Below are 25,647 nucleotides of genomic sequence, written 5' to 3'. Positions count from 1 at the left end.
ATGTTCAAAGGCAGAACACTCCTCTCTCTCGTCGCGGTGGGTGGCCTTGTCGCCACTCTCGCCGCGTGTGCCCCGGCGGGCACCGCGGGGGGCGGGGGCGGAGAAGAAGGCGCCGCCGACTGCAACGTGGGCATCTCGATGCCCACCCGCAGCCTCGAGCGGTGGATCAACGATGGCGAGGGACTCAAGACCAAGCTCGAAGAAGACGGCTGCACGGTCGACCTCCAGTACGCCGACAACAAGACCGACCAGCAGATCAGCCAGATCCAGAACCAGGTCGCCGGCGGCGCGAAGATCCTCGTGGTCGCCGCGATCGACGGTCTGACCCTCGGCCCCGTGCTCGAAGACGCGGCTTCGCAGGAAGTCAAGGTCATCGCCTACGACCGTCTGATCAACGGCACCGAAGCGGTCGACTACTACGCGACCTTCGACAACTACCAGGTCGGGACCCTCCAGGGTCAGTACATCGAGGAGCAGCTCGGCCTCGCCGACGGCGAAGGTCCCTTCAACCTCGAGCCGTTCGCAGGAAGCCCCGACGACAACAACGCCGGGTTCTTCTTCCAGGGCGCCTGGGACGTTCTGCTTCCTTACGTGGAGAGCGGTCAGCTGGTCATCCCGTCGGGCAAGCTCTCGGCGACCAACGACGACTGGAAGTCGATCGGAATCCTCGGCTGGGGATCGGATGACGCGCAGGCCGAGATGGACAACCGGTTGCAGTCGTTCTACACCGGTGGACAGAAGGTGCAGGTCGTCCTGTCTCCGAACGACAGCCTGGCGCTCGGCATCGAGCAGTCGCTGCTCTCGGCGGGTTACGTCGCGGGGACCGACTGGCCGATCATCACGGGTCAGGACGCCGACAAGGCCAACGTCCAGGCGATCCTCGCAGACCAGCAGTCGATGACGGTCTGGAAGGACACGCGCGAGCTCGGCGACCAGGTTCAGATGATGGTGCAGTCGATCGTGGCGGGCGAAGAGCCGGAAACGAACGACGACGAGACGTACGACAACGGAGTGAAGGTCGTCCCGGCGTACCTGCTCGACCCCCAGGTCGTGGTGAAGGACGACGTCCAGTCGCTTCTCATCGACTCGGGCTTCCTCACGGCGTCTGACGTCGGACTCTGATCACCTGACCACGATCGGCGGCGGCCTCGGCCGTCGCCGATCGTGGTCCCGTCGCTCGAAGGGGCAGCATGAACAACGCCATACTCACGATGCGGGGCATCGTGAAGGACTTCAGCGGCGTGAAGGCATTGAACGGCGTCGACCTCGAGGTGCAGCGCGGCGAGGTCCACGCCGTCTGCGGCGAGAACGGCGCGGGTAAATCGACCCTGATGAAGGTGCTGAGCGGGGTGTACCCGCACGGGTCTTTCGACGGCACCATCACTTTCGAGGGCAACGAGGTCGCCTACAAGTCGATCAACGACAGCGAACGCGACGGCATCGTCATCATCCACCAAGAACTCGCGCTCAGCCCGTACCTGTCGATCGCCGAGAACATCTTCCTCGGCAACGAGAACGCGCGCGCGGGCGTCATCGATTGGAACCAGACGAACGCGGAGGCGTCCAAGCTCATCGCTCGCGTCGGCCTTCAAGAGAATCCGGCGACGAGGGTGCTCGAGCTCGGCGTCGGCAAGCAGCAGCTCGTCGAGATCGCCAAGGCCCTGTCGAAGCGGGTGAAGCTGCTCATCCTCGACGAACCGACCGCTGCCCTCAACGACGACGACTCGGCGCACCTGCTCGACCTCATCAAGCACCTGCGCGGTCAGGGCATCACGTCGATCATCATCTCGCACAAGCTGAAGGAGATCCGGGCGATCGCCGACACCGTCACGGTCATCCGTGACGGGTCGACGATCGAGGCCTTCCCGGTCGACGACTCGCACGAGATCGAGACGCGCATCATCCGCGCCATGGTCGGACGGTCGCTCGACAGCCAGTTCCCCCACCGCGAACCCGACCTCGGCGAGGAGAAGTTCCGCGTCGAGCACTGGAACGCCTACCATCCCGTCGACACCGCACGGAAGGTCGTCGACGACATCTCGTTCTCGGTGCGCGCCGGCGAGATCGTCGGCTTCGCGGGACTCATGGGCGCGGGGCGCACCGAGCTCGCCATGAGCATCTTCGGTCGTTCTTACGGCAGCGACATCTCGGGCAAGGTCTTCAAGGACGGCGTCGAGATCTCGACGAAGACCGTCGACGAAGCCATCCGCCACGGCATCGCCTACGCGACGGAAGATCGCAAGCGCTACGGCCTCAACCTCATCGGCAGCATCACGGTGAACGTCTCGGCGGCAGCTCTCGGCAAGCTCGCGCGGCTGGGTGTGATCGACCGCAATCGCGAGTATGCGGTGGCCGAGGATTACCGCAAGCAGATGAACATCAAGACGCCGTCGGTGTCGACGCTCACCGGCTTCCTCTCCGGCGGCAACCAGCAGAAAGTCGTCCTCAGCAAGTGGATCTACTCCGGTCCCGACGTGCTGATCCTCGACGAACCCACGCGCGGGATCGACGTGGGGGCGAAGTTCGAGATCTACGGGATCATCAACGAACTCGCGGCGGCCGGAAAGGCGGTCATCGTGATCTCGTCCGAGCTGCCCGAGCTCATCGGCCTCGCCGACCGCATCTACACGATCGCCGAGGGCCGCCTCACCGGCGAGATCGCTCGTGCCGACGCGACGCAGGAAGAACTCATGCGTCATATGACCGCAGGTAGACCCGAAGGAGTAACGCCGTGACCATCACCGCCCCCGAGCAGTCGCGTCCTGCCGAACCGATTCGTCCCGGCAAGGCGCGCCGCCGCTTGCGGATCGACATGCGCCAGTACGGGATCCTCGCAGCCCTCGCGATCATCATCATCCTGTTCCAGGTGCTGACCGGCGGCCGCCTCCTCTACCCCGGCAACGTCAGCAACCTGATCCAGCAGAACGCCTATGTGCTGATCCTCGCGATCGGCATGGTGATCGTGATCATCGCCGGTCACATCGACCTGTCGGTCGGGTCGATCGTGGCGGTGGTGGGTGCGATCGCCGCGCTGTCGATGCAGTCGTGGGGCCTCCCCTGGTGGGCAGCGGTCGTGATCGCGCTCGTCGCCGGTGCCGCAATCGGTGCATGGCAGGGCTTCTGGGTCGCGTTCGTCGGCATACCGGCGTTCATCGTGACGCTCGCGGGCATGCTCGTCTTCCGCGGACTCGCGCTGGTCCTCCTCACCGGCGGCACGATCAGCGGGCTTCCTCCGGAGTTCAACGCGATCGGCTCGGGGACGCTCCCGACCACCGGCACCCCCGACCTGATCACGTTCGCGATCGCGGGAGTCGCCGCCCTCGCGTTGGTCGTGCAGCAGGTGCGCACCCGCGCGACCCTCCGGCGACTCGAGCTGCCGCGCGAGCGCGCGCTCTCGGCGTGGATCAAGGTGGGGATCGCGGTTGCCGCGATCATGTACATCGCCTACCTGCTCGCCTACAACCGCGGCACGCCGGTCATCCTGATCATCCTCGCCGCGCTGATCCTCGTCTACTCGTTCATCCTCAGCCGCACGGTCTTCGGTCGCCACGTCTACGCGATGGGTGGCAACCTCTTCGCCGCCCAGATGTCGGGCGTCAAGACGAAGTGGGTCACCTTCTTCATCTTCGTCAACATGGGGCTTCTCGCCGGTCTCGCGGGCGTCGTCAGCACCGCGCGTGCCGGCAGCGCCGTCGCCTCGGCGGGCGGCAGCTTCGAACTCGACGCGATCGCCGCCGTCTTCATCGGCGGCGCGGCCGTGCAGGGCGGTGTCGGGACCGTCATCGGTGCCGTCATCGGTGGCCTCGTGATGGGTGTGCTCAACCAGGGGCTGTCGATCCTGTCTGTCGACGCCGCCTGGCAGCAGGTGATCAAGGGGCTCGTGCTTCTGCTCGCGGTCGCCTTCGACGTGCTCAGCAAGCGCCGCTCGGGGCGCTGACAGCCAGGAAGAGCGAAGGGACGGCCGCGCGCGGCCGTCCCTTCGTTGTTCCCCGTCAGTCGATCGCGACGCCGGTGATGGTCACCGGGGTCGCGGGCGCGCCGTCGCCGGCGCCGCCCTCTGCGCCGACCGCAGCGATCTCGCGAACGACCTCGAGGCCGGCATCATCCATCTGTCCGAAGACGGTGTACGACGGGGGCAGCTGCGAGTCCTCGTAGACGAGGAAGAACTGCGAGCCGTTCGTATCGGGGCCGGCGTTGGCCATGGCTACCGTGCCCGCGGGGTAGGTCTCCGATCCGTCGACCTCGTCGCCGAAGCTGTAGCCGGGGCCGCCCGTACCCGTGCCCGAGGGGTCGCCGCACTGCAGCACGTAGATGCCCGATGTGGTGAGACGGTGGCACTGCGTCTCGTCGAAGTAGCCCTGCTCGGCGAGCGAGACGAAGCTTCCGACGGTGCAGGGGGTGCGCTCGGTCTCAAGGGATACGGCGATCTCGCCTGCGGAGGTCTCGAGTGTGACGGCACCGACCCCGGTGGGTTCGGTCGGGGGCAGCTCCGCCTCCCGCGCGGCCTGCCCGTCGCTCACGTACGAGCACGCCGCGGCGTCGGGCGTCTCGGCGGGGGCGGTGGTCGAACACCCCGTGAGGAGCAACAGGGCGAGAGCGGCGGGGGCGAGGTGACGGATGCGCATACCTTCAGCGTAAAGCGACCGCACCACCGGCGAGTTGCGTCCAATCGTCGAAATCCGCCCCGAACAGCGGCGGTTCGGCACGATTCACCGCGGGTGGATCGCGTGTCAGCGGGGGAGTCGCGGCACGGCGGCGACGAGCTGTCGGGCGTAGGGCGTTTCGGGCGCGGTGAGGATGCGCGCGGTGGGGCCCGCCTCGACGACACGGCCGTGCTGCAGGACGACGGTGCGCCCGCAGACCGAGGCCACCGCGCTGAGGTCGTGCGAGACCATGACGAGGGTGAGCCCGTTCTCGCGGCGGAGGCGGTCGAGCAGCTCGATGACCTGCACCCGCGTGGTGACGTCGAGGGCGCTGACCGGCTCGTCGGCGAGCAGCACCCGCGGGCGCGACACGATCGCGCGGGCGATGGCGATGCGCTGGCGTTGTCCGCCCGAGAACTCGTGCGGGTACCGGGTGAGGGTGTCGGCGTCGAGGCCGACCGCGGTCACGGCCTCGGCGACACGGGCCGTGGCGTCGGCGCCGCGGGCGAGGCCGAGCGAGCGCAGCGGTTCGCCGACGATGCGGTCGATGCGCTGCCGCGGGTCGAGCGACGAATACGGGTCTTGGAACACCGGCTGCACGCTCGCGCGAAAGCGCCGCATGAGCGCGCGATCCCGAATGTCGAGGGGGGCACCGTCGAACAGGACGGCGCCGTCGCGGGGGGCGGCGAGCCCCAGCATGAGGCGCAGGATCGTCGACTTGCCCGCTCCCGACTCGCCGACGAGTCCCACCGACTCTCCCTCGCCGACGTCGATCGACACGTCGTCGAGCACGCTCTGCGACCCGTAGGCGAAACCGGCCTCACGCAGTTCGATGACGCTCATTCGGCACCTCCGGCGTCGAGGGCGGCGTCGAGCGCGCGGGCGCTGGCGACGAGTGCTCGGGTGTACGGATGCTGCGGGTCGCGCAGCACGCGGTCGACCGGGCCTTCTTCGACCGCGACCCCGCGTTGCAGCACGACGATCCGATCCACCATGCGGGCGACGACCGCGAGATCGTGGCTGACGAACAGGAGCGCCATCCCCCGCTCGGCGATGAGCCGCTCGAGGAGGGTGAGCACCGCGTCTTGCACGGTGACGTCGAGGGCTGTGGTCGGTTCGTCGGCGATCAAAAGCCGCGGGCGTGCGGCGAGGGCGATCGCGATCGCGACCCGCTGGCGCTGACCGCCCGACAGCTCGTGCGGGTAGGCGCGCGCGATCCGTGGCTCGGTGAGCGCGACCTCGGTCAGAGCCGCGCGCACGCCCTCGCGAAGCGCGTCGCCCCGCAGGTGCAGATGCCGCTGCAGGGGCTCGGAGATCTGCTTTCCGACCCGCATCAGCGGATCGAGCGCCGTGAGCGGTTCTTGGAACACGACCTGCGCCACCGGACCGCGGAGCGCCCGCAGTCGTGCGTCGGGGGCACCGACGACCTCGTTGCCGTCGAGGCGCACCGATCCGGCGGCGTGCAACGACGCGGGGAGCAGCCCCACCGCCGCCAGCGAGGTCAACGACTTCCCCGACCCCGACTCGCCGATCAATCCCAGGCGTTCCCCCGCGTCGAGCGAGAACGAGACGCCGTCGACGAGGGGCGCGGCATCCGCCCGCACGGTCAGGTCGGTCACTGCGAGGAGGGTCATCGTGCGCGCCGTCTCGTCGGGTCTGCGATGTCGCGCAGACCGTCGGCCAGGAAGTTGACGCCGAGCACGAGCGCCACGATCGCGAGCCCCGGTGCGATGGCCCCGACGGGCGCGTTGAGTACCGTGCCCTGCGCTTCTTGCAGCATCCGCCCCCACGAGGCGTTCGGCGGCGGAGCGCCGAGGCCGAGGTACGACAGGCTCGCCTCGGCGAGCACCGCGACACCGAACTGCAGCGCGAGGCTCACCCCGAGGGTGGGCGCGATGTTCGGCAGCACGTGGTGCCAGACGATTCCGAGCAACCGCGTGCCGCTCGTGCGGGCGGCGGTCACATACTGCTCCTGCAGGACGCGGCGGGCGAGGATGCGGGTGAGGCGGGCGATGACCGCCGACATCGCGAGGCCGATCGCGAGGGTGGCCGACCACAGCGATGCCCCCTGCACGGCCACCACGAGCATCGCGAGGAGCAGCACGGGGAACGCGATGACCACGTCGAGCGCCGAGGAGAGCGTGTCGTCGAGCCACGGACGCGCGAGCGCCGTCGCCAGCCCGACCAGCGTGCCGAGGATCGCCGCCAGAATCACCGCGCCCGCGCCCACCAACAGGGCGATGCGCGCCCCGACCATCAGCTGCGAGAGCAGGTCGCGGCCGAGGCGGTCGGTGCCGAGGAGGTGCGCCGGGTTCGGCCCGTCGAGCCGTCCGCCGCTCACGTCGCTCAGCGGGTACGGCAGCCACACCAACGAGACCACCGCGGTCAGCACCACGAGCGCGGTCAGGGTGATGCCGACCACGAGCGTGAGAGAACGGCGCCGCGGGGTGGTGGGCGCAGCCTCCGCGATCAGCGGCTTTCCGGTGCCGTCCATCAGCGCCGCGCTCATCGGTTGCCCGAGACGCTCGTGCGCAGGCGCGGATCTATCAACCGCTGCGCGATGTCTGCGGCGAAGCCGACCAGGAGGACAAACAGGGTGCTGACGACGAGCACGCCCTGGATGTTGGCGTAGTCGTGCTGCTGGATGCCGGTGAGAAGCAGGCTTCCCAGCCCGGGGAGCGTGAAGACGCTCTCGACGACGACCGCGCCCAGAAGAGTGGTCGACAGCTCGACCCCGAGAACGGCGACGACGGGCACGGCGCCGTTGCGCACACCGTGGCGCAGCAACGCCTCGGTCATGCCGGCGCCGCCCGCGCGTGCGGTGCGGAGGTAGTCGCTCCCCAGCACGTCGAGCGTCGCGGATCGCACGTACCGGCTGAGCGATGCGCTCATCACGATCGCGACCGTGATGACGGGCAGCGTGAGCGAACGGAGGGCATCGGCCGGGTCTTCCCAGTCGTCGCGAGGAAACCCACCCGACGGCAGCAGCCCGAGTTGGAGGGCGAAGATCCACACCAGGATGACCCCGACCCAGAACACGGGGACCGCGACCCCCAACTGGGAGAAGCCGCTGAGGGCGACCCCGTACCAGCGGTCGGCCTTCACCGCAGCCGTGATGCCGACCACCAGAGACACGACGAGCGCGAGCGCGAAGGCGAGCAGGGTCAGCGGCAGCGTGATCGCGAGCCGCGCAGAGATCTCGGGCCCGACGGGCCGCGAACTGATGTACGACTCGCCGAGATCGAAGCGCACCAACTGCGCCGCCCAGGTCGTGAACTGCTGCCAGAGCGGCTGGTCGGATCCGACCTGCGCACGGGCCGCCTCGATCTGCTCGGGCGTGGCGTCGATCGAGAGCAACGCGTTCGCGGGGTCGCCGGGCAGCAGGCGCAGCAGCACGAAGATCACGACCATGGCGACGACCAGCGACACCAGGAGGAACCCGGAGCGGCGGAGTACGTAGGTGAGCATCGGATCTCGAGACGGGAAGTGATGCGGCGGATGCTGCGTACCGTGGTCGGCCCGCAGCATCCGCCGTCTGACTGGTGTGACTACGACTTCAGGTGCCTATTCCTTCACGATGTCGTAGGCGAAGAACTGCGAATTCAGACCGTTGACCGGGTAGCCGCTGAGGTCGCTGGAGGCGACGACGATCTGCGGGTAGAGGTACAGCCACACGCTAGCCGCATCTTCGGCGATCTGCTCGTTGACCTGCGTGAGCAGCTCGGTCTGCTGCTCGACGGTCTCGGACTGCTCTGCCTCCGACACCCACTGCTGCACCTCGGCGTTGTCGTAGCCCCAGTAGAAGTCGGGGTTGCCGTACCAGACGACGTCGCGGTCGTTCACGTGCTCCTGGAGCGTCGCGGTGAAGTCGCGCTCCTTGAACACCTTCGTGTACCACTCGTCGGCGCTGATCGTGTTGATCTCGACCGTGATGCCGACCTCGGCCAACTGCGACTGCAAGAACTCGGCGACGGCCGGGTGCGGGTCGTAGCTCGGGGTGTCGAGCGTGAAAGTGAATCCGTCGGGGTAGCCGGCGTCGGTGAGGAGCTGACGCGACAGTTCGGGGTCGTAGGGGTTCACCTGCGTGAGGTCGACGTACCACGGGTCGGTCGGGGGCACCATCGAGCCGATGAGGGTTCCGTAGTCGCCCCAGATCGAGGTCAGGAGCTTCTCGGTGTCGATCGCGGAGTAGACGGCCTTGCGCACCGAGGTGTTGTCGAAGGGGGCGACGCGGTCGTTGAACGCGAGGAGTTCTTTCGTCGTCGAGGTGCCTTCGCTCACGACGTAGTCGTCGTTGCCCTCGAACTGGGTGAGCGAGTCGGGGCTCTGCACGCTGGTGATGAGGTCGATCTCGCCGGTGAGGAGTGCGTTGTCTTCTGCGGTGGCGTCGGTGAAGTAAGTGAAGACCACTTCGCCGTTCGTGGCAGCCTCGCCCCAGTAGTCATCCCAGCGGGTGAGGGTCAGGGTGCTGCCCTGCCTCCACTCGTCGAGCGTGTACGGGCCGGTGCCGTCTTCGGACTGGGTGAGGTCGCCCGCCTCGGCGTTGACGATCCACACGTAGCTGAGGTTGTAGAGGAACGAGATCGAACGCTGCGTCAGCGTGAAGACGACGGTCTGGTCGTCGGGGGTCGCGATCTCGCCGATGGTCGCGAAGCTCGACTTGCGGGCCGACTGCGAGTCTTCGGCCGTGACCGCCTCGACGCTGGCCTTGACGTCGGCCGAGGTCAGCGCCTTGCCCGAGTGGAAGGTCACGCCCTCGCGCAACGTGATCGTGTAGGTGAGGCCGTCTTCGCTCACCTGCGCGTCTTCGGCGAGCAGCGGCTCGACCTCGCCGTCGTCGGTGAGCTTGTAGAGCCCTTCGTAGACGTTGCCGTTGAAGGCTTCGGTGACGCCCTGGCCGCCGCCCTGCGTGTTGCTCAGGTTCTGGGGTTCGTAGAGCGAGCCGATCGCGATGGTGGCGTCGTCGGCAGGGGCCGCGGTGTCTCCGCCCGATGCGCAGCCCGCGAGCACGAGGGCGAGGGCTGCGGCGGCGGACACGGCGATGAGGGGTTTTCTCAAGGGGTTACTCCAGGTGCGGTGGATGCGCGGCTCAGGCCGCGTAGATGTCGAAGCCGTCGCGGAAGATGACGGACTTCTCTCCGGCTCGGATCGGGTCGGGGAACCGATTCGAGGCGGGAGGCAGGGGGCAGTTGTACTGGGCCGAGAAGCCGCAGGGCGGCACGAAAGCCCGGTTGAAGTCGAGGATGACGCGCTGCGGGTCGCTCTCATCGTGCTGCACGAAGAGAAAGCGCCCGGCGCCATAGGTTTCGGTGCCGTTCGTCTGATCGCCGAAAACCAGCAGCAGGGTGCCGCCGTCGTCGAAAGCGGCGAGTGAGTACTCGTGACCGTCGAGGGTGAGCGAGATGTCGCCGGGAACGACGAGGTCGCGCGTACCGCCGTTGTCGCGGATGTGCTCGAACGGCACGGTGCGATCCTCTGCCACCGCGGTGAAGCGGCCCTCGAGCACCCACGCCGGGTCGTAGGGGTAGGTGTCGATCCGTTCGAACGAACGGATGGCGGGCGACTCGGCGTCCCAGAACCGCAGACCGTGCTCGACACCCCCGCCGTCGATGGCGGTGCGCTCGATCGGTGTCACCTCGACGGTGGCGGATGCTGCGGCCCGGGCGGCGTCGATGTCGGGGAGCTCGCCGGTCCACCGCGTCTCGATCAGAGCGAGGTTGCCGGTCGCCGCGGCGACGGATCGCTCTCGGTCGGCGTGCCAGAGATCGTGGTCGGTGGGAGTGGGCATGGTGAGAACATTCTCGATCGGGGGGAGGCGGAGACCGAATCGGTCGTCACGAGAAGCAATGCGCGGCGGCCAGGATGTATTCCCCCGCATGCAGAGAAGCCGCGGCGCGGCGCCTGATGACCGCGCCGTCGTCGCACAGGCGGGCCGGCGGCGGGCGCTCGGTAAGATGGACCGTCTGCCCGTACCGACGCGAGGAGCGCACATGCCCGGGATCGTGATCGTCGGCGTCCAGTGGGGTGACGAAGGCAAGGGGAAGGCCACCGACCTTCTCGGTGAACGCACCGACTGGGTCGTCAAGTTCAACGGCGGCAACAACGCCGGCCACACCGTCGTCATCGGCGACGAGAAGTACGCGCTGCACCTGCTCCCGTCGGGCATCCTCTCGCCCGGGGTGATCCCGGTGATCGGCAACGGCGTGGTCATCGATCTCGAGGTGCTCTTCTACGAGCTCGAGGCGCTGAATGCGCGCGGCCTCGACACATCGCGCCTGCGTGTGAGCGCCAACGCCCACATCATCACGCAGTACCACCGCACCCTCGACAAGGTCACCGAGCGCTTTCTCGGAAAGCGCCAGATCGGTACCACCGGGCGCGGCATCGGCCCGGCCTACGCCGACAAGATCAATCGCGTCGGCGTTCGCGTGCAAGATCTCTTCGACGAGAACATCCTGCGGCAGAAGGTCGAAGGCGCTCTCGACCAGAAGAACCACATGCTGGTGAAGGTCTTCAACCGCCGCTCCATCGCCATCGACGAGATCGTCGACGATCTGCTCTCGTACGCCGAGCGGCTGCGCCCGATGGTGGCCGACACCTCGCTGTTGCTCAACGACGCGCTCGACGCGGGCGAGGTCGTCGTCTTCGAGGGCGGTCAGGCGACGATGCTCGACGTCGACCACGGCACGTACCCCTTCGTCACCTCGTCGTCGGCCACCGCCGGCGGCGCCGCCACCGGTGCCGGCGTCGGGCCGAACCGCCTCGATCGCATCGTGGGCATCGTGAAGGCCTACACGACCCGCGTCGGGTCTGGTCCGTTCCCGACCGAGCTCTTCGACGAGCAGGGCGAGTGGCTGCGTTCCCGGGGTTTCGAGTTCGGCACGACCACGGGGCGCCCCCGCCGGGTCGGCTGGTACGACGCCCCGATCACCCGGTACGCCACCCGTATCAACGGCATCACCGACCTCGTCCTCACCAAGCTCGACATCCTCTCGGGGCTCGAGCAGATCCCCGTCTGCGTCGCCTACGACGTCGACGGCGTGCGGTTCGACGAGGTGCCGGTCAGCCAGTCCGACTTCCACCACGCCAAGCCGATCCTCGAATACTTCCCCGGCTGGAAGAGCGACATCTCGGGCGCCCGTACCTTCGAAGAACTGCCGCGCGAGGCGCAGGATTACGTGTTGGCCCTCGAGGCCATGAGCGGCACCCGCATCTCGGTCATCGGCGTCGGTGCCGCGCGCGACGCCGTCATCGTGCGCACACCCCTGGTGGACTAGTGCGTCGGCGCGACGCGCTCCTGGCCACCCGGCGAGCTCAGCGAGCGGAGCACCGACGATGAGACTCTGGGTCGGCGGCAACGCCGCGAGCCGCAACGGCGAGGCCGAGGGCATCGCTCTGCTGCAGGCCGGTGACGCCGAGTCGCCCTGGGCGTCGGGTCCGTTGGGCCTCGGGCCGACGGTGGTCAAGGCCCCAGGCTCGCCGTCGTGGCTCTCGGCGCACCCGTCGCTCGACGTGCTGTACGCCGCACTGGAGGCAGACGGCGACGTGCAGGCCTATCGCCGAACGGGCGAGACGACGCTCGCTCCCCTCGGTCGACCGGTGGCCGCGGGTTCGGGCGTGTGCCACGTGGGCGTCTCGCCCGACGGTGCGTTTCTCATCGCGAGCTGCTGGAACGACGGGCGCGTGGTGCGCATGCCGCTCGACGAGGCCGGCCGGCCGTCGTCGCCGTCGATCGCCCCTCCGGCAGCCGACCCGTACGGCCCTGCCGATTCGGGGCCGCGCGAGGTCGCGGTGTCGAACGAGCTCGCCGATCTCGGGGCCGCCGCCCGCGCGCTGCGTGCCGCCGCGGGTGAAGAGTTCTCGCACCTCGTGCCCGATTACGACGCGACGGATGCTGCAGACCCCCCGCGCGCGGGTGATGACGGGGCGGTTCTGCTGGGCGAGCAGAGCGAAGCATCCGAGGTCCGTCCTTCCCGCGCTCATCAGAGCGTGTTCCTCGGCGGGGGCCTGGTGGCGACGACCGACATGGGCCTGGATCTCGTGCGGTTCTGGCGCGCGACGGGCGGTGGACTCCGGTTCGTGCAAGAGGTCGCGATGCCGAAGGGGAGCGGTCCGAGGCACACGGTCTGGCACCCCAGCGGGTACCTGTACGTGCTCACCGAGCTCAGCTGCGAGGTCTACGCCCTCCGCGCCGGGGTCGACGGGGTCTGGGCGATCGTGTCGGGCGTCGCGCTGTCGCCCGAGGTGCAGCTCGGCTCCGACACGGCCGCCGAGATCACCCCCAGCCACGACCGTGAGACCCTCTATGCCGGCGTGCGCGGAAGCGATGCGCTCGGGGTGGTGCGCATCTCGGGTGACGGCAGTGGTCTCACCCCGGTCGCCTTCGTCGAGGCCGGCACGCACTGGCCGCGCAACCACGTGGTCGTGCGCGACACGGTGCTGGTGGCGGGTCAGCGCGCGAACGAGGTCGTCTCGCTGCTGATCGACGAGCGCACCGGCATTCCCGGCCGCGTGCGCCACCGCACGGCCGTTGCTTCGCCGACGTGCCTGCTGCCGCTGCGCTGATCGGCTTCGGCTCCCGGCGCCGGGCTACTTCTTCTGGTCCTGGCGGGGAATGACGACCTGCTTGACGATGAGCAGGATCGACGCGGTCACCGGGATGGCGATGAGCGCGCCGAGAAGCCCCAGCAGGGTGCCGCCGACGAGGGCACCGATGACGACGAGCGAGCCGGGTACCGAGATCGTGCGGTTCATGACGCGGGGCGTGAGCACGTATGCCTCGAGCTGCATGTATACGAGGTAGGCGCCCGCGAAGACGAGGGCGTCGACCGGGTCGACGAGTAGGACCAGGATGCTGGCGATCGCCCAGAACAGCACCGAACCCACGAGCGGGATCAGCGTGATGCAGAACGCGACGACGGCCAGCAGTACGGGGAAGGGGAAGCCGAGGAGAAGAAGGAGGAAGAACGCCAGCACCGCGTTGCAGAACGCGAGTACCACCATGCCCATGAGGTAGCCGCCGACGGAGTCGGTGATCTGCTCGGTCATATCGGCGACGCCTTCGCGATTGCGGGCGGGGACGAGCCGCACGAAAGAGGTCTTGATCGACGGGAGCGACGCGAGGAAGTAGAGGCTGAGAACGAGGATGATGATGAGGCCCGAGATGCCGGTGCCGATCGTGATGCCCACCTGCAGCACTCCCCCGCCGATCGCGGCGATGTTGCCCGGGTCGGTGAGGAACTTCTGCAGTTCGCCGACGAGGTCGCCCACGCTGTCACCGAAGTTGGCCTGCAGCCACTCGTACACGTCGCTGGCCAAGAAGGCGTTGACGATACCCGGAGCATCTTTCGCGAACTGGATGATCTGGCGGACGACCGTGGGGACGATGAGGAGCAGGACCCCCACGAGCACGAGCGCGAACGCGATATAGACGGTCACGATCGCCCAGGCGCGCGAGAGACCCCGTCGACCGAGGAAGCAGACGACCGGGTCGAGTCCGAGCGCGGCGAACATCGCGAAGGCCACGTAGATGATGACCGTCGAGAGGTTCGAGATGGCGAGGCCCAGCACGATCGCGGCGAGGCCCCCGAGGGTCACGTAGAAGCCGACGCCGAACGGGCTCGCGAGGTTCGCCCACAGGGGGCGGGTGGGTGTCTTGCCCTCGGGCTGCGCGGGCGCGGCGCTCGGGGAGGGGCGTGCCACGACGGGGGCGGTCTTCGACCAGGGAGCGCGCATGCGTCACACTCTAGGGCTGGGGGTCTCGCGGCCGAAGGAGCGGCGCCCCACGGGCGGGCGTACGGCCACGCGGTATCGTCGGAGCGGGAGGAAGCCATGACCGCTGAGACACCGAACGAGTCCGACCCCGCTGCGATCCTCGCGGGGCTTCGAGGAAGCATCGACAACATCGACGCGGCCCTGATCTTCCTGCTCGCCGAGCGATTCCGGTGCACCAAGCAGGTCGGGGTGTTGAAGGCACGGCACGACATGCCTGCCTCGGACCCCACGCGTGAAGAGCAGCAGATCGCCCGCCTGAAGCGCCTCTCCGAAGACGCCGACCTCGACCCGGCGTTCGCAGAGAAGTGGTTCAACTTCGTCGTCGCGGAGGTCATCCGTCACCACCGCAACGAGGCGGCGGCGCAGCAGCCCTGAGCCGCCCGAAGCATCGGCCGGAATTCGCGCGGTCGGGACCGTCGCGGGATGAGCCGGGGAGCTTTCTCAGACGACTTTCCGCGTCGCCGGGGCACTGTCTTAGCGCGCGCGTAACAGGTTTCTCGCGCCGCCGACGCACGCCTGTCCGTGATTTGCGCGAAGCGCGGTGCGCATGAAACGGTAGCCGTTGCCCGTCGTCGGGCACCCGACCAGTCCGCGGACACGGTGACCTCCCGAAGAGTCAGACCGTGCCCGTACGGTCGGCGGTCCGAGACGGTGGATCCGACATCCGCTGCCGAACGTCGTTCCCCCCGGAGCGCGAACGTGTGACCGTCACCCGGGCGTGACTGTTGCGACCCTGCACCGGGCCGCGAGGTACACAGTGACCGTAGTTTCCCCTGCCATCGAGGCGCGCAATCTCTTCAAAGTGTTCGGACGGAACCCGCAGAAGGCCGTCCAGAGACTGAAGCGCGGTGAGAGTCGCTCCGACGTCGTCGACGCCGGAACGGCCGCCGTCATCGACGCGAGCTTCTCGGTCGCCGAGGGCGAGATCTTCGTCATCATGGGGTTGTCGGGTTCGGGCAAGTCCACCATCATCCGCATGCTCAACGGCCTGCACGATGCGACGGCCGGGTCTGTTCTGGTGCACGGCGAGCCGGTGACCGGGGCGACCGCGACGAAGCTCCGCGGCCTGCGCCGCGACCGCGTGTCGATGGTCTTCCAGCACTTCGCGCTTCTTCCTCATCGCAGCGTCGTCGAGAACGTCGCGTACCCCCTCGAGCTGCGGGGAACGGCGAAGACCGAGCGACTCGCTCGCGCGGAAGAGATCCTCACGCTCGTAGGACTCGAAGGGTGGGGCGACAAGCTCCCCGCCGCCCTCTCCGGCGGAATGCAGCAGCGCGTGGGTATCGCTCGTGCGCTCGCCGCGGACCCTGACGTGCTGTTGATGGACGAGGCGTTCAGCGCCCTCGACCCGCTGATCCGCCGGGAGATGCAGGAGCAACTGCTCGCCCTGCAGCAGAAGCTCCAGAAGACCATCGTCTTCATCACGCACGACCTCAACGAGGCCATGATGCTGGGTGACCGCATCGCCGTGATGCGCGACGGTCGGATCGTGCAGATCGGGACGCCCGAAGACATCCTCACCGACCCCGCGAACGACTACGTCGAGCAGTTCGTCCAAGACGTCGACCGCGCCCGTGTGCTCACTGCCGCGAATGTCATGGAGCGTCCCCGACCCGTCGTCACCGAGGGTGCCGGTCCGCGAGCGGCGCTGCGCCAGATGCGCGATGCGTACATGTCGGCGGCCTACGTCGTGGGCAAGGACCGCCGACTGCTCGGCATGGTCACCGACCGGGACGCGATCGCTCTGGTGCGGCAGGGGGTGGGGTCGATCGCGTCGATCCTCCGCCCCGTTCCGCAGAGCGTGAAAGAAGAAGACGTGCTCATGGATCTCTTCGTGCCCGCTGTCGAGTCGCTCGCTCCCCTCGCCGTGACCGACACCGAGGGGCGGCTGGTCGGGGTGATCCCCCGCGTGACGTTGCTGGCGGCTCTCGGGCCGGGGCCGACGGCCACCGACGAGATACCGGTGCCGCTGCAGCCCGTACCCACGACCATCATCGACGAGGTGCTCGCCGCCTCGGCCGACGGTGCACCCGCGTCGACCGGAACGGCGGTGCGCTGATGGACGGCTTCCGCATTCCCGTCGGCTCGTGGGTCGCAGACGGCGTCGACTGGATCCGAGACAACCTCGACGGATTCCTCGACGCCATCGCCTTCATCGTGCGACTGCTCGTGGACACCCTCACCGATGTGCTGGTCAGTGCTCCCATCCCCCTCGCGATCGTCATCGCGGCACTGATCGGCTGGGTGGTGCGCTCCTGGCAGCTCGCGATCGGCACCCTCGTCTCGTTCGCCCTCATCGTGGGGATGGACCAGTGGAGCACCTCGATGCAGACGCTCTCGCTCGTTCTGGTGGCCACGCTGATCGCGGTCGCGATCTCGGTGCCCCTGGGCATCTGGTCCGCCCGGAACGCCCGGGTGCGCTCGGTGCTGAAGCCGGTGCTCGACTTCATGCAGACGATGCCCGCGTTCGTCTACTTGATCCCGGCCATCACGTTCTTCAGCATCGGCGTCGTGCCGGGGCTCGTCTCGACCGTGATCTTCGCCCTGCCGCCGGGAGTGCGCCTCACCGAGCTCGGCATCCGCGGCGTCGACTCCGAAACGGTGGAGGCCGGTCAGGCCTTCGGTGCGACGCCTGGTCAGATCCTCCGCGGCATCCAGCTCCCCCTCGCCATGCCGACGATCATGGCGGGCGTCAACCAGGTGATCATGCTGGCCCTGTCGATGGCGGTCGTCGCGGGCATCGTCGGAGCCGACGGCCTCGGCAAAGAGGTCGTCTCGGCGATCTCGACGGTGAACCTGGCGAAGGGTGTCGAAGCCGGCCTCAGCGTCGTCTTCATCGCCGTCTTCCTCGATCGCGTCACCGCGGCCCTCGGTGAACCGGGCGCCTACCGCGGATCGCTCCTCGGAATGCTCGGTCGCCGCCGGGCAGCGCGGAAGGCGACGGCGACCGAGCCCGCCACGGCACCCGCTCCCGAACCCGTCCACTGAACCCATACGAAACGCAGCAGAACATACGGAAAGGAACACCATGCAGATGTCTCGCAAGATCACATCCATCCTGGCTCTCGGAGCCGCAGCATCCCTCACCCTCGCGGGCTGTGCCGGAGGCGCCGGCGACAGCAACGGCGGCGACTCCGAAGGCAAGGGCACCATCACCCTCGGCTTCCTCCCCTCGTGGACCGATGGCCTCAGCACCGCCTACCTGCTCGAGAACCAGCTCGAGGCGCTCGGCTACACCGTCGAGATGGAGACGCTGACCGAGGCGGGCCCCCTTTACACCGCGCTGGCCCAGGGTGACATCGACATCTACCCCTCGGCGTGGCCGGAGCTCACCCACGCGTCGTACATGGACGAGTACGGCGACGACATCGAAGACCTCGGCGCCTACTACGACAACGCCAAGCTCACGATCGCGGTGCCGAGCTACTCCGACATCGACTCGATCGAAGACCTCGTCGGCAACGCCGACCGCTTCGACGGCAAGATCTACGGCATCGAGCCGGGTGCGGGCCTGACGAAGCAGACCCAGGAGACCATGCTCCCCGGCTATGGTCTCGACAGCGAGTACGAGCTCGTCACATCGTCGACCGCCGCGATGCTGACCGAGCTCGACAACGCGATCGCCGCGCAGGAAGACATCGCCGTGACCCTTTGGCGTCCGTTCTGGGCCAACGACGCGTACGACGTGAAAGACCTCGCCGACCCGCAGGGCCTCATGGGAGACCCCGAGGCGCTGCACTTCCTCGGTTCGGCGGGCTTCGCCGAGAAGTACCCCGACGCGGCGGAGCTCATCGCCTCGATCCAGCTCGACGACGCGCAGTACGGCGCCCTCGAGGACATGGTCGTGAACGAGTACGGCGAGGGCCGTGAGGCCGAAGCGGTCTCCGCGTGGCTCGAGGAGTACCCCGACGTGATCCCGACGGTCGCCGCCGGCTGATCTTTCCGCACGGAACGGGCGGACTCCTCGAGGGGAGCCCGCCCGTTCTTTCGTGCGATCAGGGGATCGCGCGCCGCAGGGTGAGGAACGACGATCCGGCCAACGCCGCCGAGGCGACGAGGCCGATCGCGGCCAGGCCCAGCGCGCTCAGGCCGACGAGGCCCTCTGCGATCGCCTGCCACGACTGGGTGGCCGTGATCAGCCATACGATTCCGACGAGCGCGAGGGCGATGCCGACGAGCACGGCGGTGACCATGAGGGCGCCGAAGCGCTTGTAGATGGTCGCCGCGGCGAACCCCGCCAGGAAGATGAACATGGCGGCGCTGAAGAACGCGAGCGCCGCCCCCAGCGGACCCGCCTCCCACATCCACGGCAGGTAGAAGAAGTAGCCGTTGACGCCCCACCCGCCGGTGGCCTGTTCGATCAGGCCGCCGATGACCACGATGACGGCCTGCGCGAGCGACGAGAGCGCGGCCGTCAGCACCGTGCCGGCGAAGAACTCGCGACGCGTGACGCTCATCGCCTGCGAGAAGGGGAAGGTGAGGGTCAGGGCCTGGATCCCCACGGCGAGGAAGTACCAGAGGGGCGCTTGCAGGCCCCCGCCGTACTTCGGGCCGTCGAGACCCGCACTGTCGAGGATGCCGAAGATCGCGACCGAGATCACCAACGCGCTCCCCATCACCAGCAACGGGACCCAGGCGTACGTCTGCGTGTTGATCAGCTGCATACGGACGACGTTCAGCGTTCGGTTCATCGCACCGCTCCCTTCTCGGCGGCTTCTGCCGGGGCATGTGCGGCCCGCGGCTCGGAGGCGTGCTGGGTCAGCCGCACGATGAGCTGCTGCAGCGAGACCGGTGCGATCTCGAGTCCGCGGGCCGCGAGGCCGTCGCGGTCGGCGGCGGTGAGGGTGCCGAGCACGGTGACCGAGGTGACCCGACCGAGGCTCTCGCGATGGATCACCTCGCGGTCGCGGATGAACGCATCGACCGCCGCGGCGTCGCCGACGACATTGGTGGCGCGGCCCCGCACCGCGTCGGTGTCGTCGTCGAGGAGCACGCGGCCTCGGTCGACCACGATGACCCGCTCGATGAGGTTCGAGACCTCGTCGATCAGGTGGCTCGAGAGGATGACCGTTCGCGGGTGCTGGGCGTAGTCCTCGAGCAGGCGGTCGTAGAAGATCTGCCGGGCTACCGCGTCGAGGCCCAGGTAGGGCTCGTCGAAGAACGTGATCTCGGCGCGTGACGCGAGCCCGATGATCACCCCGACCGCCGACAGCTGTCCGCGCGAGAGTTTCTTGATGGTCTTCTTCATCGGGAGCTGGAACTCCTCGACGAGCCGGTCAGCGAAGTCCTGGTCCCAGTGGGGGAAGAAGAGCCGAGCGGTGCGGAACGCGTGTCGGGGCACGGCGTCGTCGGGGTACTTCTGACTTTCCCGGACGAAGCAGATGCGCGAGAGGACGCCGGCGTTCTCGTAGGGGTTCTGCCCGAACACGCGCACCTCACCCGACGTGGCGAAGTTCTGCGCGGTCAGGATCGACATGGCGGTGGTTTTGCCCGCGCCGTTGCGGCCGAGGAGGCCGTAGATCCTGTCCTTCTGGATGGTGAAACTCACGTCGTCCAGAGCGAGCGTCTCGCGGTAGCGCTTGGTGAGGTTGTTCACCTCGATCACTGCGGTCATGATGCGGTCCCTTCGTTGCGTGCGGCGCCGACGGAGCGGCTGCGGATGAGGTCGGCCAGATCGTCGGGTCCGAGCCCGAGCTTTCGCGCCTCGAGGAGGAGCGGGTCGACGTATCGGTCGGCGAACGCGGTGCGACGTTCGGAGACGAGTCGGTCGCGGGCTCCTGATGCGACGAACATTCCGATGCCGCGTCGCTTGTACACCACGCCCTTGTCGACGAGCATGTTCACTCCTTTCGCGGCGGTGGCCGGGTTGATGCGGTGGAAGGCGGCGAGCTCGTTCGTCGACGGTGCCTGGCTCTCTTCGAGCAGGCTCCCGTCGATGATCGAGTCCTCGACGCTTTCGGCGATCTGCAGAAAGAGCGCTCTGCCGTCGTCGATCACATGTCCCCCGTTCGTGGGTTAGTTACTTGACCAACTAACCATGCAACGGGGGCGCGCCGAATGTCAAGACCTCGCGACGACGAGATCCGGTGACGGGTGCTGTCAGGAGCGGCTGGGGGCCGAGAAGCGCGTCAAAAATCCCGGATGCTGCGCCGGCATCGCGAGCACGGAGTCGGGCGCGCGGGACGCGAGACCGGGGAAACCCGCGTCGGCGAGGAGCCCGTCGTCGAGGGCGAGCAGTTCGCCGTCGACGAGCGGCCATGGTTCGTGTTCGTTCGCCGCCCAGGTGGTGCGACCGAGGTGGGCCTGGTGGAACCCCCATCGCGCCGTGAGGAAGCGCGAGAGGTCGGTGTCGACGGGCGTCGACCCCGGGGCGACCCGCACGCGCGTGCCGGGGTGCACCGCGCCGGTTCCGTGCCGACGCGAGCGGTATTCGATCGCGCGCGCGTCTTGTCGCACGCCCGCGCGTGCCCAGCGGTAGGGCAGGCCGAAGAGGGCGCGGGCGCCGATCACGGGGAGCAGGTGCTCGGCCTCGAGGGTGCGGAACACCACGCTCCGCCGCCCGCGGGAGTCGACGGCGTAGGTGCGCACGTTGATCTCGACGAACGAGCCCACGAGCGGCACGGGCGGCAGCGGGAGGAAGCGGAAGTCGCCGAGGACGAAGGGTACGAGGCCGACCCACGCCGACCCGTCGAACAGATCGGGCTTCGTACCCGCGGGCAGGAAGGGTGCCACGGCGCCGGGGTCGACCCGCCAATGCAGGAAGAGTGCTCTACTCCACCGCTGCTCGATGACGGCGCGGCCGGTCAGACCGGGCGCCGCGCTCTCGATGGTCACCGGGGGCGCTTCGGGCGGTCGCGGCCCGGCACCGGCCAGGTCGGTCCGGGCGCCGGCGGAACGGTGCCGGGGTCTTCGGGAGGAGCGTCGGCGGGTTTCGACGTGTCGCGGCTCGAGTCGTCGCGGGGCTGGGAGCGAGACGAACGCGCCCTGTCGAAGCGGTCGCGCGCGGCTCGTCCGACCGCCTCCGCCGAGCGCGCGACGGCGCGCTGGGCATTGTCGGCGATGCCCTGGGCGACCTGGTTCCACATCTCAGATGCCGCGTCGGGGGTGCGCGGGGGCGTTTCGCCCGCCCGGCGCCGCGCTTCGCGCTCGGCGTCGTCGAAGGCGTGCAGTGCGCGCCGCACGGCGTCGCGATACGCGAGGAACTCCGCCGGGGTCATTCGCGTGGTGCGCGAGGCGGGCCGCAGCCACTGCGCCTGAGACTGCTCGCGGAGGAAGACCGCGAGGTGCGGCGAGCTCACATCGGTCATCGCGGGGTAGGTCAGCTGGAGTCCGGCGTCGGTCTCGTACGCCAGCCACCGCGCGGTGAGCTCGTCGTGCTGGGCCATGAGCCGATCGAGCGGCAGCGGGTCGCGCCCGGCGCGGATGGCGGGCAGCGTCACGCGCGCGGCGCGGACGCCCGCCCGTCGCGCGCGGACGTCGGCGATCGCTGCTCGCACCTGACGCTGTGCCGCCTGCACGCGAGCGCGTGCCGCGGCGACGGCGCCCGGCGAGGTGCGCGAGGTCGCGCCCTCGGCCTGCGCGCGCAGCAGCTCCGCCTGGGCGACTTGCACTTCGGCACGGCTGCGTGAGACCGCATCCCTCGAGGACTGCAGGTCGAGCACCGCGGCGTCGAGCTCGAGTCGTCGGGCGGCGCCCTTGCTCATCGGGCGAGGCCGGAGGTTGCCGGCGAGGGCGGGTCGGCGAGAGCGTTCGCGGTGGGTGACCACACCGATCCAGCCGAGGGTGCCCGCACCGGCCGCGGCGGGGCCGATCCACCACCACACGGCGACAAGCTCCCAGAGCGGATCCACTCCTTCATGCTACGTCTCCCGCCGCGGAGCCGCTCATCACGGGCAACGGGTCAGGCGTTCGCATCGGGCCGATCGGCGACGCCGCTCGGGAGCTCGCGTGCCACACGCTTCTCGAGCACGTCGATCGCGCCGTCGGATAGCGAGAGCAGGCCGTCGAGTTCTTCGCGCACGCGTCGGTAGGCGAGCTGCCGTTCGGCGGGCGTGGCTGCGGTATCCGTTGCCGTGTTGAGCAGCTGTTTGGCGACATCGAGCCGTTTGCGCTCGGCGTCGGTGAAGCCCGACAGCTTGAGCCTTCGCGCGTCGCGCTCTGCGACATCGAAGGCGACCTCGTAGTCGGTGACGGCGTCGCGGTACTCCCTCATCTGCTCGGGAGGCACCTGTGACGTGGGCGATGCGGGGCGCAGCCCGTCGGCCACGCGCTTCGCTCGGAGGAACGCGGCCGTGAGCGGCTGCCGGCCGTCGCTCATGGCCGGAAAGTCGATGGTCTTGCCGACGTCGAGCTCGTACTCGAGCCAGCGCGCGGTGACGTCGTCGTGCGCGGCCATCGCGCGCTCCAGCGGCGAGACGGAGTCGGCGTCGACAGGAAGGGAGGCGTCCACACCGGAGGGGAGTCCGCGATCGTTCCGGCGCGCAGCATCCTGCGCCGCCTTGAGCTCAGCTTTCGCCTTCAGAATCTCGAGTCGACGCTTGTGGCGGTCGCGGCCGGCCTTCTGCCAGGTCCCGGCTGCCGCGCTGAGAAGACCGAAGGCGGGAAACGCCAACCACCAGTAGTCCCTCAGGAATTCGAACAGCGGCTCCACCCCGTAATGCTAGCCCCGCGCAAGCGTGGCCTTGCGGTGTCAACCCAAGAGCAGGGCGAACGCGGTGGCGCCGCCGCCGGTGATGAGGAGTGCGGCGATCACGACCCAGGCGACCACCTTCACACGTCGCTGGCGTGCACCCGCCAGTTCGCCGTAGTCCTCGTCGTTGCTCATACGATCCAGCCTAGGCGGCGGGTTCGGTGACGGTCGGGCCGAATGCGGCGGGGAGCGTCGCCGTCGATACGGACCGCAGCTCGGAGGTCGTCAGCGTGAAGACGTCCTGCACCTCCAGTGCAGCCTCTTCGCCGTCGGCGGCGGGATCGGTGACGCCGATGCGAAGAACCGGGTAGTTGCGACCCGCGCAGAGTCCGCGGAACTTGACGTCTTCTTCGCGGGGCACCGACACGATGACGCGTCCGGTCGACTCCGAGAACAGAGCGGTGGCGGCATCCACCCCGTCGCGCTCCATGATCTCGGTGAGCCACACGCGGGCGCCGACACCGAAGCGCATGACGCCCTCGGCGAGGGCCTGGCCGAGTCCGCCGGACGAGAGGTCGTGCGCGCTCGAGACGAGGGACTGGTCGGATGCTGCGCGCAGCAGCTCACCCAGTCGCTTCTCGCCGAGGAGGTCGACCTGGGGTGGGCGACCGCCCAGGTGATCGTGGATCGTGTCGGCCCACGCCGAGCCGTCGAGCTCTTCGCGGGTGATGCCGAGCAGGTAGAGGTTCTCGCCGGCGTCCTGCCAGCCGCTCGGAATGCGCGCGGCGACGTCGTCGATGATGCCCAGCACCCCCACGACCGGGGTCGGGAAGATGGGGGCGTCGCCGGTCTGGTTGTAGAACGAGACGTTGCCGCCCGTGACCGGGATGCCGATCTCGAGGCAGGCGTCGGCCAAGCCCTCGACGGCCCGCGAGAACTGCCACATGACCTCGGGGTTCTCGGGGCTGCCGAAGTTCAGGCAGTCGGTCACCGCGGTGGGGGCGGCGCCCGTGACGGCGACGTTGCGGTAGGCCTCGGCCAGCGCGAGGCGGGCACCCTGGTACGGGTCGAGCTGGCAGTAGCGGCCGTTGCAGTCGGTGGCGATCGAGAAGCCGAGCCCCGACTCCTCGTCGACGCGGATCATGCCGGCGTCGTCGGGGAACGACAGGGCGGTGTTGCCCCCGACGAAGTAGTCGTACTGGTTCGTGATCCACGACGTGTCGGCGAGGTTGGGGCTGCCGAGCAGGCGCAAGAACTGCTCGCGCAGTGTCGCGGCGTCGTTGGCGCGGGGGAGCGCGCTCGCCGAGTCGGCCTGCAGTGCGTCGATCCAGGTGGGGTAGGCGACGGGGCGCTCGTAGACCGGGCCGTCGACGGCGACGGTAGACGGGTCGACGTCGACGATGCGCTCGCCGTGCCAGTCGATGATGAGGCGGCCGTCTCCGGTGACCTCACCCAGAACGCTGGTCTCGACGTCCCACTTGCCGACGACCGCGAGGAAAGCGTCGAGCTTCTCGGGGGCGACGATCGCCATCATGCGCTCCTGGCTCTCGCTCATGAGAATCTCTTCGGGCGTGAGCGAGGGGTCGCGGAGCAGGACGTTCGAGAGTTCGACCTTCATGCCGCTGTTGCCGTTGGCCGCGAGTTCGCTCGTCGCGCACGAGATTCCGGCGGCTCCGAGGTCTTGGATGGCCTCGACGAGTTCGCCCTGGTAGAGCTCGAGGCAGCACTCGATGAGCACCTTCTCGGCGAACGGGTCGCCGACCTGCACGGCGGGGCGCTTGGTGGGCCCGGCCTCGTCGAAGGAGTCGGAGGCGAGGATGGATGCTCCGCCGATGCCGTCGCCGCCGGTGCGGGCGCCGAACAGCACGACCTTGTTGCCGGTTCCCGAAGCGTTCGCGAGCTTGAGGTCTTCGTGGCGGAGCACGCCGACCGCGAGGGCGTTGACGAGCGGGTTGCCCTGGTAGACCGCGTCGAAGACCGTCTCGCCGCCGATGTTCGGCAGGCCGAGGCAGTTCGCGTAGAACGAGATGCCGCTGGTGACGCCGTGGACGACCCGCGCGGTGTCGGGGTGGTCGATGGCGCCGAAACGCAGCTGGTCCATCACGGCGACGGGGCGGGCGCCCATCGAGATGATGTCGCGGACGATGCCGCCGACGCCGGTCGCGGCGCCCTGGAAGGGTTCGATGTAGCTCGGGTGGTTGTGCGATTCGACCTTGAAGGTGACCGCCCAGCCCTGGCCCACGTCGACGACTCCGGCGTTCTGGCCCATGCCGACCATGAGCCGTTCGCGCATCTGGTCGGTGACCTTCTCGCCGAACTGGCGCAGGTAGATCTTGCTCGACTTGTAGGAGCAGTGCTCCGACCACATCACCGAGTACATGGCGAGCTCGCCGCTCGTGGGGCGGCGACCGAGGATCTCGCGGATCTGCGCGTACTCATCGGGCTTGAGGCCGAGCGCGCCGAACGGCTGCTCTTTCTCGGGCGTCGACTCGGCGTTCTGCACGGTGTCGGCGAGGGATGCTGCGGGGCTGGTCACGCGGCTGAACTCCAGAGATCGCGGGGATCGGGGGTGGTCCTCATCCTATCCGCGCGCGTCACACG

The 25,647-nt window shown here is 68.7% G+C and carries 25 protein-coding genes; 9 read left to right on the top strand and 16 right to left on the bottom strand.

The genetic code is table 11. The features are described from left to right. From chvE to mmsB, 3 genes are all read left to right on the top strand, one after another. Complete coding sequence (chvE, locus tag ACFXQA_RS04685) at nucleotides 1-1,122, top strand: multiple monosaccharide ABC transporter substrate-binding protein (protein WP_394518638.1); 1,122 nt, start codon at nucleotides 1-3, stop codon at nucleotides 1,120-1,122. Between the two features lie 68 nt (nucleotides 1,123-1,190). Continuing rightward, nucleotides 1,191-2,735: a multiple monosaccharide ABC transporter ATP-binding protein gene (gene mmsA / locus ACFXQA_RS04680; protein WP_394518637.1), complete on the top strand. Its 1,545-nt coding sequence runs from the start codon at nucleotides 1,191-1,193 to the stop codon at nucleotides 2,733-2,735. A gap of 77 nt (nucleotides 2,736-2,812) precedes the next feature. Continuing rightward, entirely contained in the window at nucleotides 2,813-3,937 is a 1,125-nt protein-coding gene (mmsB, locus tag ACFXQA_RS04675; RefSeq protein WP_394519075.1) for a multiple monosaccharide ABC transporter permease, read from the top strand. Between the two features lie 55 nt (nucleotides 3,938-3,992). On the opposite strand, the gene ACFXQA_RS04670 is transcribed toward mmsB, so the two are convergent. The 7 genes from ACFXQA_RS04670 to ACFXQA_RS04640 all read right to left on the bottom strand — a co-directional run bounded on the left by ACFXQA_RS04670 (nucleotide 3,993) and on the right by ACFXQA_RS04640 (nucleotide 10,431). Further along, on the bottom strand, nucleotides 3,993-4,625 hold the full coding sequence (locus ACFXQA_RS04670; RefSeq protein ID WP_394518636.1) for a peptidylprolyl isomerase: 633 nt from the start codon (nucleotides 4,623-4,625) through the stop codon (nucleotides 3,993-3,995). A 105-nt stretch (nucleotides 4,626-4,730) separates the two neighbouring features. Beyond that, on the bottom strand, nucleotides 4,731-5,486 hold the full coding sequence (locus ACFXQA_RS04665) for an ABC transporter ATP-binding protein (protein ID WP_394518634.1): 756 nt from the start codon (nucleotides 5,484-5,486) through the stop codon (nucleotides 4,731-4,733). Further along, nucleotides 5,483-6,277: an ABC transporter ATP-binding protein gene (locus ACFXQA_RS04660; RefSeq protein ID WP_394518633.1), complete on the bottom strand. Its 795-nt coding sequence runs from the start codon at nucleotides 6,275-6,277 to the stop codon at nucleotides 5,483-5,485. Before ACFXQA_RS04660 ends, ACFXQA_RS04665 begins: the two co-directional genes overlap by 4 nt. After that, the gene (locus tag ACFXQA_RS04655; RefSeq protein WP_394518632.1) at nucleotides 6,274-7,152 is read right to left on the bottom strand and encodes an ABC transporter permease; all 879 of its coding nucleotides are present in this window, start codon (nucleotides 7,150-7,152) and stop codon (nucleotides 6,274-6,276) included. The genes ACFXQA_RS04660 and ACFXQA_RS04655 overlap by 4 nt, the downstream gene beginning before the upstream one ends. Then, the gene (locus ACFXQA_RS04650; RefSeq protein ID WP_394518631.1) at nucleotides 7,149-8,111 is read right to left on the bottom strand and encodes an ABC transporter permease; all 963 of its coding nucleotides are present in this window, start codon (nucleotides 8,109-8,111) and stop codon (nucleotides 7,149-7,151) included. Before ACFXQA_RS04650 ends, ACFXQA_RS04655 begins: the two co-directional genes overlap by 4 nt. Before the next feature lie 96 nt (nucleotides 8,112-8,207). Beyond that, on the bottom strand, nucleotides 8,208-9,701 hold the full coding sequence (locus tag ACFXQA_RS04645; protein ID WP_394518629.1) for an ABC transporter substrate-binding protein: 1,494 nt from the start codon (nucleotides 9,699-9,701) through the stop codon (nucleotides 8,208-8,210). Between the two features lie 31 nt (nucleotides 9,702-9,732). Further along, nucleotides 9,733-10,431: a DUF1684 domain-containing protein gene (locus ACFXQA_RS04640; protein ID WP_394518628.1), complete on the bottom strand. Its 699-nt coding sequence runs from the start codon at nucleotides 10,429-10,431 to the stop codon at nucleotides 9,733-9,735. A gap of 202 nt (nucleotides 10,432-10,633) precedes the next feature. Between ACFXQA_RS04640 and ACFXQA_RS04635 the strand changes: the two genes are divergently transcribed. Both ACFXQA_RS04635 and ACFXQA_RS04630 read left to right on the top strand, forming a co-directional pair. Then, nucleotides 10,634-11,920 carry an adenylosuccinate synthase gene (locus tag ACFXQA_RS04635; RefSeq protein WP_394518627.1) on the top strand — a complete coding sequence of 429 codons (1,287 nt, stop codon included), beginning with the start codon at nucleotides 10,634-10,636 and terminating at the stop codon, nucleotides 11,918-11,920. 58 nt (nucleotides 11,921-11,978) lie between these two features. Next, entirely contained in the window at nucleotides 11,979-13,208 is a 1,230-nt protein-coding gene (locus ACFXQA_RS04630) for a lactonase family protein (protein ID WP_394518626.1), read from the top strand. Nucleotides 13,209-13,232: 24 nt separating this feature from the next. On the opposite strand, the gene ACFXQA_RS04625 is transcribed toward ACFXQA_RS04630, so the two are convergent. Next, a complete protein-coding gene (locus tag ACFXQA_RS04625; protein WP_394518625.1) occupies nucleotides 13,233-14,378 on the bottom strand; it encodes an AI-2E family transporter in 1,146 nt (381 codons plus the stop codon). 96 nt (nucleotides 14,379-14,474) lie between these two features. On the opposite strand from ACFXQA_RS04625, the gene ACFXQA_RS04620 reads away from it, so the two are divergent. The 4 genes from ACFXQA_RS04620 to ACFXQA_RS04605 all read left to right on the top strand — a co-directional run bounded on the left by ACFXQA_RS04620 (nucleotide 14,475) and on the right by ACFXQA_RS04605 (nucleotide 18,354). Further along, nucleotides 14,475-14,792 (top strand): chorismate mutase, encoded by a 318-nt coding sequence (locus ACFXQA_RS04620; protein ID WP_394518624.1) that lies wholly within the window; start codon nucleotides 14,475-14,477, stop codon nucleotides 14,790-14,792. Nucleotides 14,793-15,174: 382 nt separating this feature from the next. Further along, nucleotides 15,175-16,476 carry a quaternary amine ABC transporter ATP-binding protein gene (locus ACFXQA_RS04615; protein ID WP_394518623.1) on the top strand — a complete coding sequence of 434 codons (1,302 nt, stop codon included), beginning with the start codon at nucleotides 15,175-15,177 and terminating at the stop codon, nucleotides 16,474-16,476. Next, entirely contained in the window at nucleotides 16,476-17,405 is a 930-nt protein-coding gene (locus ACFXQA_RS04610; RefSeq protein ID WP_394518622.1) for an ABC transporter permease, read from the top strand. The genes ACFXQA_RS04615 and ACFXQA_RS04610 overlap by 1 nt, the downstream gene beginning before the upstream one ends. Nucleotides 17,406-17,451: 46 nt before the next feature. Then, nucleotides 17,452-18,354 (top strand): glycine betaine ABC transporter substrate-binding protein, encoded by a 903-nt coding sequence (locus tag ACFXQA_RS04605; protein ID WP_394519074.1) that lies wholly within the window; start codon nucleotides 17,452-17,454, stop codon nucleotides 18,352-18,354. A gap of 58 nt (nucleotides 18,355-18,412) precedes the next feature. Here the strand turns inward: ACFXQA_RS04605 and ACFXQA_RS04600 are convergent, their stop codons facing one another. The 8 genes from ACFXQA_RS04600 to purL all read right to left on the bottom strand — a co-directional run bounded on the left by ACFXQA_RS04600 (nucleotide 18,413) and on the right by purL (nucleotide 25,582). After that, a complete protein-coding gene (locus tag ACFXQA_RS04600; protein ID WP_394518621.1) occupies nucleotides 18,413-19,108 on the bottom strand; it encodes a hypothetical protein in 696 nt (231 codons plus the stop codon). Continuing rightward, the gene (locus tag ACFXQA_RS04595) at nucleotides 19,105-20,031 is read right to left on the bottom strand and encodes an ABC transporter ATP-binding protein (RefSeq protein ID WP_394518620.1); all 927 of its coding nucleotides are present in this window, start codon (nucleotides 20,029-20,031) and stop codon (nucleotides 19,105-19,107) included. Before ACFXQA_RS04595 ends, ACFXQA_RS04600 begins: the two co-directional genes overlap by 4 nt. Then, complete coding sequence (locus tag ACFXQA_RS04590; protein WP_394518619.1) at nucleotides 20,028-20,414, bottom strand: GntR family transcriptional regulator; 387 nt, start codon at nucleotides 20,412-20,414, stop codon at nucleotides 20,028-20,030. Before ACFXQA_RS04590 ends, ACFXQA_RS04595 begins: the two co-directional genes overlap by 4 nt. Before the next feature lie 102 nt (nucleotides 20,415-20,516). After that, nucleotides 20,517-21,251, bottom strand: a complete 735-nt coding sequence (locus ACFXQA_RS04585; RefSeq protein WP_394518618.1) for a YqjF family protein — start codon at nucleotides 21,249-21,251, stop codon at nucleotides 20,517-20,519. Then, a complete protein-coding gene (locus tag ACFXQA_RS04580) occupies nucleotides 21,248-22,267 on the bottom strand; it encodes a hypothetical protein (protein WP_394518617.1) in 1,020 nt (339 codons plus the stop codon). The genes ACFXQA_RS04585 and ACFXQA_RS04580 overlap by 4 nt, the downstream gene beginning before the upstream one ends. Nucleotides 22,268-22,317: 50 nt before the next feature. Continuing rightward, nucleotides 22,318-23,067 carry a hypothetical protein gene (locus tag ACFXQA_RS04575; RefSeq protein ID WP_394518616.1) on the bottom strand — a complete coding sequence of 250 codons (750 nt, stop codon included), beginning with the start codon at nucleotides 23,065-23,067 and terminating at the stop codon, nucleotides 22,318-22,320. 39 nt (nucleotides 23,068-23,106) lie between these two features. Then, nucleotides 23,107-23,241: a hypothetical protein gene (locus tag ACFXQA_RS04570; protein ID WP_394518615.1), complete on the bottom strand. Its 135-nt coding sequence runs from the start codon at nucleotides 23,239-23,241 to the stop codon at nucleotides 23,107-23,109. Nucleotides 23,242-23,251: 10 nt separating this feature from the next. Beyond that, nucleotides 23,252-25,582, bottom strand: coding sequence for a phosphoribosylformylglycinamidine synthase subunit PurL (gene purL, locus ACFXQA_RS04565; RefSeq protein WP_394518614.1), 2,331 nt, complete (start codon nucleotides 25,580-25,582; stop codon nucleotides 23,252-23,254). Nucleotides 25,583-25,647 lie beyond the last annotated feature (65 nt).

This window comes from Microbacterium shimangi (assembly GCF_043556445.1).
Lineage (GTDB): Bacteria > Actinomycetota > Actinomycetes > Actinomycetales > Microbacteriaceae > Microbacterium.
Note: the sequence above shows the minus strand (reverse complement) of the source record. Positions and strands in the feature narration are given on the sequence as shown.